5 protein-coding genes and 1 pseudogene are annotated in these 8,843 nt (G+C 49.7%); 1 reads left to right on the plus strand and 5 read right to left on the minus strand.

Translation table 11 applies throughout. The annotated features are described in order from the left end of the window. Positions 1–251: 251 nt before the first annotated feature. From J07HQW2_RS15670 to J07HQW2_RS15680, 3 genes are read right to left on the minus strand one after another with little or no spacing between them, the layout of a single operon-like run. Entirely contained in the window at positions 252–1,244 is a 993-nt protein-coding gene (locus J07HQW2_RS15670) for an ABC transporter permease (protein WP_021056628.1), read from the minus strand. Then, positions 1,244–2,347: an ABC transporter permease gene (locus J07HQW2_RS15675; protein ID WP_021056629.1), complete on the minus strand. Its 1,104-nt coding sequence runs from the start codon at positions 2,345–2,347 to the stop codon at positions 1,244–1,246. The genes J07HQW2_RS15670 and J07HQW2_RS15675 overlap by 1 nt, the downstream gene beginning before the upstream one ends. Continuing rightward, entirely contained in the window at positions 2,347–4,002 is a 1,656-nt protein-coding gene (locus J07HQW2_RS15680) for an ABC transporter ATP-binding protein (protein WP_021056630.1), read from the minus strand. The genes J07HQW2_RS15675 and J07HQW2_RS15680 overlap by 1 nt, the downstream gene beginning before the upstream one ends. Positions 4,003–4,248: 246 nt before the next feature. On the opposite strand from J07HQW2_RS15680, the gene J07HQW2_RS15685 reads away from it, so the two are divergent. Continuing rightward, a complete protein-coding gene (locus J07HQW2_RS15685; RefSeq protein WP_021056631.1) occupies positions 4,249–5,664 on the plus strand; it encodes an amidohydrolase family protein in 1,416 nt (471 codons plus the stop codon). 19 nt (positions 5,665–5,683) lie between these two features. On the opposite strand, the pseudogene J07HQW2_RS15690 reads toward J07HQW2_RS15685, so the two are convergent. Together J07HQW2_RS15690 and J07HQW2_RS15695 are read right to left on the minus strand one after the other, a co-directional pair. Next, positions 5,684–7,051: pseudogene (locus tag J07HQW2_RS15690) on the minus strand (RNA-guided endonuclease InsQ/TnpB family protein). A 166-nt stretch (positions 7,052–7,217) separates the two neighbouring features. Then, entirely contained in the window at positions 7,218–8,498 is a 1,281-nt protein-coding gene (locus J07HQW2_RS15695; RefSeq protein ID WP_021056633.1) for an amidohydrolase family protein, read from the minus strand. Positions 8,499–8,843 lie beyond the last annotated feature (345 nt).

Raw genomic sequence — 8,843 nt, forward strand, 5'->3', positions numbered from 1 at the left:
CTCTCCTCCCTCAGTGTCGCCAAATGCTACTGGAGTTTTTATTATCTCTCTGCTCATCGGCGCTAATTGGTATTCTTGCATATCTACGCCAATTCTATAACGTTTGTTCACTATCTTCATTCTTGGATTGCCATTCGAACACGAATATCTGCATATTTATAAATATTCGTTATAAGAATGAGTTATCAACAAGTTCCCAGCACAGAATATTTACGATTTGTGAATTTTGTATATATTCTCGCCGTGAGTCTCTAATCAATCTCTCGACTGTAGGACTGGACCAATGCTGACGGTTGTGCGAGCTGGCGGTTTTCTGCTCGGATAACGGTGATTGTCAACACGAGGAGTGTGACTATATACGGATATGTTGACATGATCGTTGGATTCGTTATGAAGTCAATCATTGGATTGAGTAAGCCGGAGAGCGCTGTTTCTGGAGCAAGCGTGAAGTTCAGACCTTGTGAGTACAGCTGGATCGCATTCAATAACCCGAAGAGATATGCCCCAATGAGTATTCGCCCTGGCTCCCACCGAGCAAAAATAACCAAAGCGACGGCGATCCACCCGTTTCCAGCGGTCATACCTGATGACCAGATCTGGTTGAATGCAAGCGACAGATGCGCGCCAGCAGCGCCAGCAAAGCATCCCCCAATGATTACAGCTAGATACCGCATTTTGAACACCTCAATACCCATCGTATCTGCTGTTTCTGGGTCCTCACCGACAGATATCATTTCGAGTCCAATATTTGTTTTATACAGAAACAGCCAGACAATTGGGATCAATAAGAGCGCGATGTAGTCCGTAATCGTGCTCTGGAACAACGCCGAGCCGATTATTGGAATCTCGATGAGGAAATCCCCAATTATCGGGATCGCCACCTCGGAGAATCCTGACACAGAGTCACCCGTCCAGGAATTTCCGAAGTACGTTGTTAACCCAGCACCAAGGAGTGTGAGCATAATTCCACTTACTGCTTGATCAGAGTTGAGTGAAATGCACAGGAAAGCATGCAATAATGCCATAGCACCGCCAGCAAGAATTGCAACGCCTAGACCAAGCCATGCACTCCCGGTCGTCGCTGTGACAACAAACCCTGATAGTGCACCGACAAGCATCATCCCCTCAACACCGAGATTAAGTACGCCCGCTCGCTCGCTTATCAGCTCTCCCAGTCCCGCAAGAATGAGTACCGTACTTGCATTGACTGTTGCGTTTGCCAACCCGGTTGCTAGCCCCGCCATCAGACATCACCCTCTGGGTCACTAGGTACGCTGGGAGCTGATGGTCGATCAATTGATAATCCAACGCTGTAGCTTTTGAAGAACTCTGCGGTGATCAGGAATAATATGATAAGCGCTTCCATGACACTCGTAATCGCAGAGGGAACACCCAGAGTCGTCTCGATACTTGATCCACCGATAAACAAGACACCGAAAAACAGAGCCGCAAGCAACACTCTAAATGCGCCATTTCGACCAAGTAACGCGATTGGAACTGCGGTAAACCCATATCCAGGGTCGAACGAGGCTCGTAGCCGACCCTCGACACCAGACATCTCACTAATACCGGCGAATCCAGCCATCGCGCCGCCAGCCATGAGCGCGATGAGGTATATTTTCAGTTTACTCATTCCGGCATGCTCGGCTGCGTTGTCGTTTGCACCCATAAATGTGAGTTCATAGCCTAATCGTGTGTAATTTACAATGACGTATGTGATTGCAACAAGAACGATAGCCAGCAAAATTCCCGATGGAAATCCAATTACAGGAATCGATGGCAGTGTCGCTGCAGTCGGGAGCGATGCTGATTGTGGGAAGTTTGATTCGGCTCCCTGCAGTGGTCCACGAACGACGTAGTTCAGAAGCGACTGTGCAATGAACACGAACAGTAACGTGGTGATGATCTCGTTAATACCATACTTTGCTCGCAGCCACGCTGGGATGGCAATCCACACAGCGCCTGCAGCTCCACCAGCAACGAACATTAACGGTAGCAATGCGTATATTGGGAGTGAGACAGTCAAGCCGACTGCCGTGCCAACGATAGCTCCGATTATGAGCTGACCTTCTGCACCGATATTCCACAGGTTTGCTTTGAGCGGCAGATACACCGCCAACCCGGCAAAAATCAGTGGTACGGCTTTCACCAGTGTGTTGGTGATGCCAAAACTGGTGGTCAGCGTCTGGACAAACATAACATTGTAAGCTGCTAGCGGATTCACATCTAAACTAAACAGTGCAAATCCACTCACAGTCAGCGCAGCCAGGATGGTAAACACCGGCGTTCCATACGCCATCCACGTTGGGATGTCTGATCTCGGGGTCACTTCGACGTTCAATTTCATCAGGAATTACTCCTACCCCCGTCGGCGGCTATCTTTGTTGACTGCTTGACTTCTTCTTTACCGCCATTCATCTCAAGACTAATGCGTTGGCGGTCAGCCTCTTCTGGAGTTGTCTCATGAACAACCTCTCCTTGATAAATAACCAGAATTCTATCGCTAAGATCGAATAATTCATCAAGATCTTCAGATAGCAGGAGGACTCCAGTTCCTGATTGTCGCTGTTCGATCAATCGCTCTCGAATGAATTCGATGGCTCCTACGTCAACCCCTCGAGTCGGCTGGTTAGCGACTAACAGATCTGGTTCACGTAACATCTCCCGTGCAAGAATGAGTTTCTGCAGATTCCCTCCAGATAATTCCCCTGCATTTATTTCCCGAACATCATTGATTCCTCGAACATCAAATTCCTCAACAAGGGTATCCGCATATTTTTCCATCGCCTCATAGTTGAGTCTGAATCTGTCGCAGAACTCAGAGTCATCATATCGTTTCATTACAGCATTATGCATGATAGAGAGCGTTCCTGCACAGCCGTCTTTGTGTCTGTCTTCAGGGACAAACGATACCCCACTGTCGATGAACGCACCCGGCGGCTCGTTAGTTACATCAGTGCCACCTACTCGTATCGACCCACCTGTTGTATTTCGGACGCCGACAAGTGATTCAGCGAGTTCTTTCTGTCCATTCCCACTGACCCCCGCGAGTCCAACAATCTCACCGGATCTGATATTCATCTCCACACCAGAGACGGCTTCGATACCTCGGTCATCCTCTGCCCGAAGTGCTGACACATCAAGCACTGTCTCGCCCATTGAGACGTCGTCTTTGTCAATTTCAAATAACACGTCACGTCCAACCATCATCCGAGCGAGATCATCAGATGTCTGAGTGCGAGTTGCGACGGTCCCGATATCTTTGCCATCTCGAAGTACCGTCACTCGGTCGGTAACTTGTTTAATTTCATCGAGTTTGTGTGTGATTATGATAACTGTGAGACCTTCATCTGTCAATTTTTCAAGCGTCTCAAACAGTCGCTCTGCCTGTGTTGGTGTGAGCACCGCTGTTGGTTCATCGAGAATTAATAGATTAACATTCCGATAGAGTGCTTTGAGAATCTCGACACGTTGGCGTTCGCCAACACCAAGCTCCCAGACTGGCGCGGTGACATCGATGTCAAATCCGTACTCATCAGATAATTGTTGTATCTCTTTTTCTGGGGCGTCAAGACCAAGCGTGAATCGTGAGGCAAGACTCTGGACGATATCGTTGGAAGTGAGTGATTCGAGAACACCAGATTCAGGACCATTATTCCCTTTGAACGTCGCGGCTGGTTCCCGCTTACCGAGGATGATATTTTTTGAGACAGAAAGGCGTGGAATAAGTTTAAAATGCTGATGAACCATCCCGATGCCTGCATCGATTGCATCCTGTGGTGAGTCCATCTCGAGACGGTCGTTATCAACCCAGATATCACCTTCATCAGCCGAATATAGCCCATAAAGGATCTTCATAAGCGTGCTTTTCCCAGCCCCGTTCTCACCCAGTAACCCGTGAATCTCCCCTTTTCGTATTGACATCGACACATCATCGTTGGCGACGACTCCCGGGAAGGTCTTAGTAATATTTTCCATTCGCACGAACTCAGCATCACTCATGTTATGTGTTGTAAACCTATCGCTACTATTAATATATAATTCCTTTTTCTTTGACCAAATTTACGGACGTGCACAATTATTCTACCGGTTTCACATTATTTTATAAAATAAAGGGTAAGTGAGAAAAGCCCTGAAATGGTTATTTTTCTACCCCAATGGATGCCACTACATGTATGAACGGACACAGTTGTGAAATGCCGGTAAGAGCCAAGTCAATCAAGCGATTCGGTCAGAGACAGCATATCGATGACAGAGTTACTGATAATCAATGGGAGGGTTATTACGCAAGACGCCGACCGAACTGTGATTGAGGAGGGTGCTGTCGCTGTCCAAGGTGATAGCATATCCGCAGTTGGACCGACGGCTGAGGTCACTGCCAATCATGATGGTGATACCATCATTGATGCTGGCGGCGGAGCTATTATTCCCGGATTGATCAATCCACACACGCACGTTTCAGATATCCTGCTCCGGGGTTCATTCGCTGAGGATCGTGGGTTGCTTGATTGGCTGTACAACGTAAAGCGACCGGGAACGCTGATGATGCAGCCAAAAGAACACGCTACAGCGGCAACACTGTACTGTATCGAAGCAATCCTATCGGGAGTGACGACGTTCGTAGAGAGCGATACGGAGGTCGTTTGGGATGATTGGGCAGATATCGAGGCAAAACTGGATATATATGATCGATCTGGTATCAGAAACATCTACGGAGCTGGAATGGTTGACTGTGGCCCGGAAGATGCGTTCAGAGAACTCCTATTGAATATTCAAGCCAGAGATAACGACGTTGAGCACCCACCACTAGAGCGATTTGTTGAGGAGACCGACACTGTCGTCGAAGAGGTCAACTCACTCATTAACACATATCACGGGACCGCTAACGGCCGCCAATCGATATGGCCGGCGCCAGTTGTCGTTGAAACGACGACAACCCGCTGCTTTCAGGCGGCTTATGATCTTGCCGAAGAACACAACGTAATGACGACTGTCCATGTTGCAGAGGCAGAAGCACAAGAACAGCGATCCCTGTCAAGTATCGAGTATCTTCGGAATATCGGGTACCTAGGCGACAGAGCGCTGTTAGGTCATTGCGTTCAAATCGATGAGGATGATGTTCGCATCCTCGACGCGACTGACACGAGTGTCGCACACAATTACATGTCGAACATGCGTCTTGCAACTGGATTTGCGCCGGTAGCGGCGATGCTAGATACTGGTGTGACGGTCGGACTCGGCACCGACAATTCAATATTGAATGATACGGTCAGTCCACTAAACGACCTCCGGGCAATGGCTGGGGGACACAAAGGATATCACCGTGACCCAGGTGTCGTCCCGACTCAGAAGGCATTCGATATGGTGACCATCGACGCTGCGGAAGCTATTGGTCGCGCCGACAACCTTGGCTCACTGAAGATTGGAAAGCAAGCCGATATCACTATCGTCGATTTTGACCGTCCACACTTGACTCCCAGCCCGGATCCAGTGTTCACGCTTGTCCATGCTGCACAGGGATCTGACGTCAACACTGTGGTATGCAATGGTGATATCGTGATGCAAGACCGAGAAATACATTCATTCGATGAGTCTCTCGATAGTATTTTGTCGAGAGCTGCAAACACGGCTGCAGATCTTGTCGATCGGGTTGGATACGCCTGATACTGCCGGCTATATCAAATTATTTACATCCTCTCGCACCTGCAGACGCGGGAATCCCACGGCACCGCTGCGCACCGCTGAATTGGGAGATTACGGTTCGCGGTTCGCGGTTCACGACCTGTTCTTGTGGGGCAAAACTGCCCCCGCTGCGGTCGAACAGGCGAACCGCTGGCTGTGCCAACTAGCCATTATCCCTCTCACCGCCATCCGTAGCGAGACTCGGGAGTACCTTCTGTCGAATGTTCTCCGCACCATTCACATCAGCGTTCGCCACCGTGTCGCACTCCTCACACACGTACAGTCCACGCTCCACACGCTGGGTGTCATCCGTGTGACCACATGCTGAACACGACTTCGAGGTATCGCGTTCCGACACCAACTCCACGTCGATGCCCTCGGCTTCCGCCTTGTAGTCGAGTGGCGTCCTGAACCGATCGAACGCCCACGCCCACCCATGCAAGTCGAGATTTCTGTGGTCGTGGTCGCCCCAATTCCGAGACTCACCGGTTTCGTCGTCCTCTCGGATACCGCCAAGATCGCCAACGCTTCGCTCGACACACTCTTTCATTATCGCTTTTGAGAGAGCATGTAACAAGTGCGTCCGGCGACCAGTCCGCTTCCGGTCAAGGCGGGTCGCTTCACGGGATAGAGAGTCGTCGCAGTTGGCTTTCTTTTTGATGAAGTAGTATTCATTCTCTTTGAGTGCGCCACCGGGATACAACACTGATTCGCTACCGAAGGAGACGGCGGCGAAGTTACAAATCCCGAGGTCAACACCACCCACGTCGTCACCCGGCGGTTCCGGGTCACTAGTGGTGCGACAGACGAATTGAAGCCGCCACTCGTCACGCTTGTAGACGGCGCGAACCTGTTGAATATCCCACTCGGTCAGGTCAACATCAGGGCGGGTCTGGTACTCACACAGGATGAAGTCCGAGCGGTGTTCTTTGAGGTTGCGGCCTTTCGAGAGGCGAACGTAGGTGAACTGTGCGTCGTGGCTGAAGTCAGCCTGTTTAAACGACACGGTTGACCGTGGATGAGAATCTCCGTTTTTGCGGTAGCCGGGCGGTCGGGCACGGTCATCGTTCCGACGCTTGCCGAACCAACCATTGAACGCTTCAGCGAGTTCTTCGAGAACGCACTGACTGGATTGAGAAAGTAAGTCCGTGTAGCGTTCATGGCTTTTGAGTTCGGATTTGAGTTCCCCATCATCGGGGATCTCGCCCGTTTCATCCCACTGTTGTTGTGCGTAGTAGTGACCGACGTTCCAGAGTTTTGAGGCGGCCCATCCGAGTTGGTCGAGGTCGTCACGAACCTGTTGCTGGTTCGGAATCGTCGCCTCGAGGGTTCGAGGGTTCGGATGGTTCGACTCATTTTCTGGCTTTATAACTGGTTATGAAGCCGGTTTGATTACTAGTGTCGGTTGGCGCTGAATATCCAGCCTTGCCATCGACGGTGGAGTGTATAGGCGTTGTCGGATTCATCCTGTCCTGCGGCTAAAGGCGCAGGTATTCTCCTCGAATCTCTATAAAATAGTCTGGACTATCAGGTCACTACTGCACATCTAGCGTCACGTCGGTCCAAGCGTTGTCCGCGCAAACCTTCACCGACTGAGTTCCTTTGGCGACTGGACAACCGTCTTTAATTACCAGTTTCCGCGGTCGTCTAGTTCGAAGCGCTGTGAACGGGTCAGCACTATCAAAAACAATGAGTGACCCCTCATCGCCCTCGTTAAGCCCATAGTCATCTGCACCGAAAATGTCCGCATTCTCATAAGTGAGCATATCCCAGAGATCATCGACATCTCGTCTGAGGTTTAATTGTGCGAAGTGAACGAGCATATGAGCAGCAGTCAATGGGTCGCCATCGCCATACTGATACGTCGAATCCATCAGATCATCCTGACCAATACCGACCGTCACCCCAGCTTGTCGGAGTTCTTCAACCCGGGTATACCCGCGGCGTTTCGGATAGTCATCATACCTCCCTTGTATAATGGCGTTTGCCAGCGGGTTCGTGACGACCGAGACATCGCTTTGGTTGAGTTCATGGATCAGCTTGCTGGCATATGTATTGGGATATGAGTGCAATGCTGTAACGTGACTCGCGGTCGCTCGTGAGCCGATGTCGCGTCGAGTTACCTCATCTACTAGCACTTCTGTATATCGACATTGCGGGTCGTCAGTCTCGTCAATATGGAAGTCCATCCGAGCATCGTATTCCTCAGCAATATCAACGAGCTTGCGGACGTGTTCAACGCCTCGCTCACGTGTGCGTTCTTTATGTGGCAGTCCGCCAACGATATCTACACCCATGTCTAATGCCTGTTCGACTTCCGACAACGTCTCCGGATCATCGACCACAGAGTCGATCGGAAACGCAACGATCTCAAGATCAATCGATCTGAACTCTTCGCGGAGCTCCAGGAGTGCCTCTATCGCGTGCCAGTGGACGGCAGTCACATCCGCATGCGTTCTGACTCTTGTGACACCGTTGCTAAGAAACCACTCTAGACTCTGTCTAGCCCGTCGCTTGACAGTATCTTTCGTTAACTCCTCACGCATTGATGCCCAGATCTCCCATCCTTCCTCAACCGTGCCGGAATCATTAACACGAGCTTCTTCGATGGTTAACGCTGAGTCAAGATGGGTATGTGGCTCCGAAAATGTCGGCGTTATCAATGACCCTTCCGCATCGAATTGTTCATCGAGTTCAAAATCACTCGCATCTACCTCACCAGCAGACGAAATGTCACTAATTTCATCGTCCTTTATTGCCACATCGATATGATTACCTGACCTATCAGTTCCGTTTCGTACAATATATTTGGACATAATTGGACATTTCGCCTGTGATATATATCTATTGCGATTAATATTGGTTGCTTGTTTAATTTATTTCTCAATACATTAATAAATATATAATGAATCTGGATGTATATTCAGATACTGTTACTTTCTTCGCCAAATAGAAAAGATAAAATAGTTTTCTCCAAACAGACAATCGTACATGAGTGAAGAGTCGTCAGGTGGACGTGTCGTTTCGCGCAGAAGTATGTTGAAAATTACTGGAACGGCAACCGCGTTCAGTTTGGCTGGTTGCGCAGGAAGTAGTGGGGGCAGTAGTGGAAGTACATTCACTATCGGTGCACTCCATCCACTTTCGGGTGATGCAGCCGA

The organism is Haloquadratum walsbyi J07HQW2 (assembly GCF_000415985.1).
Lineage (GTDB): Archaea > Halobacteriota > Halobacteria > Halobacteriales > Haloferacaceae > Haloquadratum > Haloquadratum walsbyi_B.

What these genes read in the sequence shown, in the direction of transcription:
- J07HQW2_RS15670 (WP_021056628.1), bottom strand. Translation starts at nt 1,244, where the DNA reads ATGGCGGGGCTAGCAACCGGGTTGGCAAACGCAACAGTCAATGCAAGT.
- J07HQW2_RS15675 (WP_021056629.1), bottom strand. Translation starts at nt 2,347, where the DNA reads ATGAAATTGAACGTCGAAGTGACCCCGAGATCAGACATCCCAACGTGG.
- J07HQW2_RS15680 (WP_021056630.1), bottom strand. Translation starts at nt 4,002, where the DNA reads ATGAGTGATGCTGAGTTCGTGCGAATGGAAAATATTACTAAGACCTTC.
- J07HQW2_RS15685 (WP_021056631.1), top strand. Translation starts at nt 4,249, where the DNA reads ATGACAGAGTTACTGATAATCAATGGGAGGGTTATTACGCAAGACGCC.
- J07HQW2_RS15695 (WP_021056633.1), bottom strand. Translation starts at nt 8,498, where the DNA reads ATGTCCAAATATATTGTACGAAACGGAACTGATAGGTCAGGTAATCAT.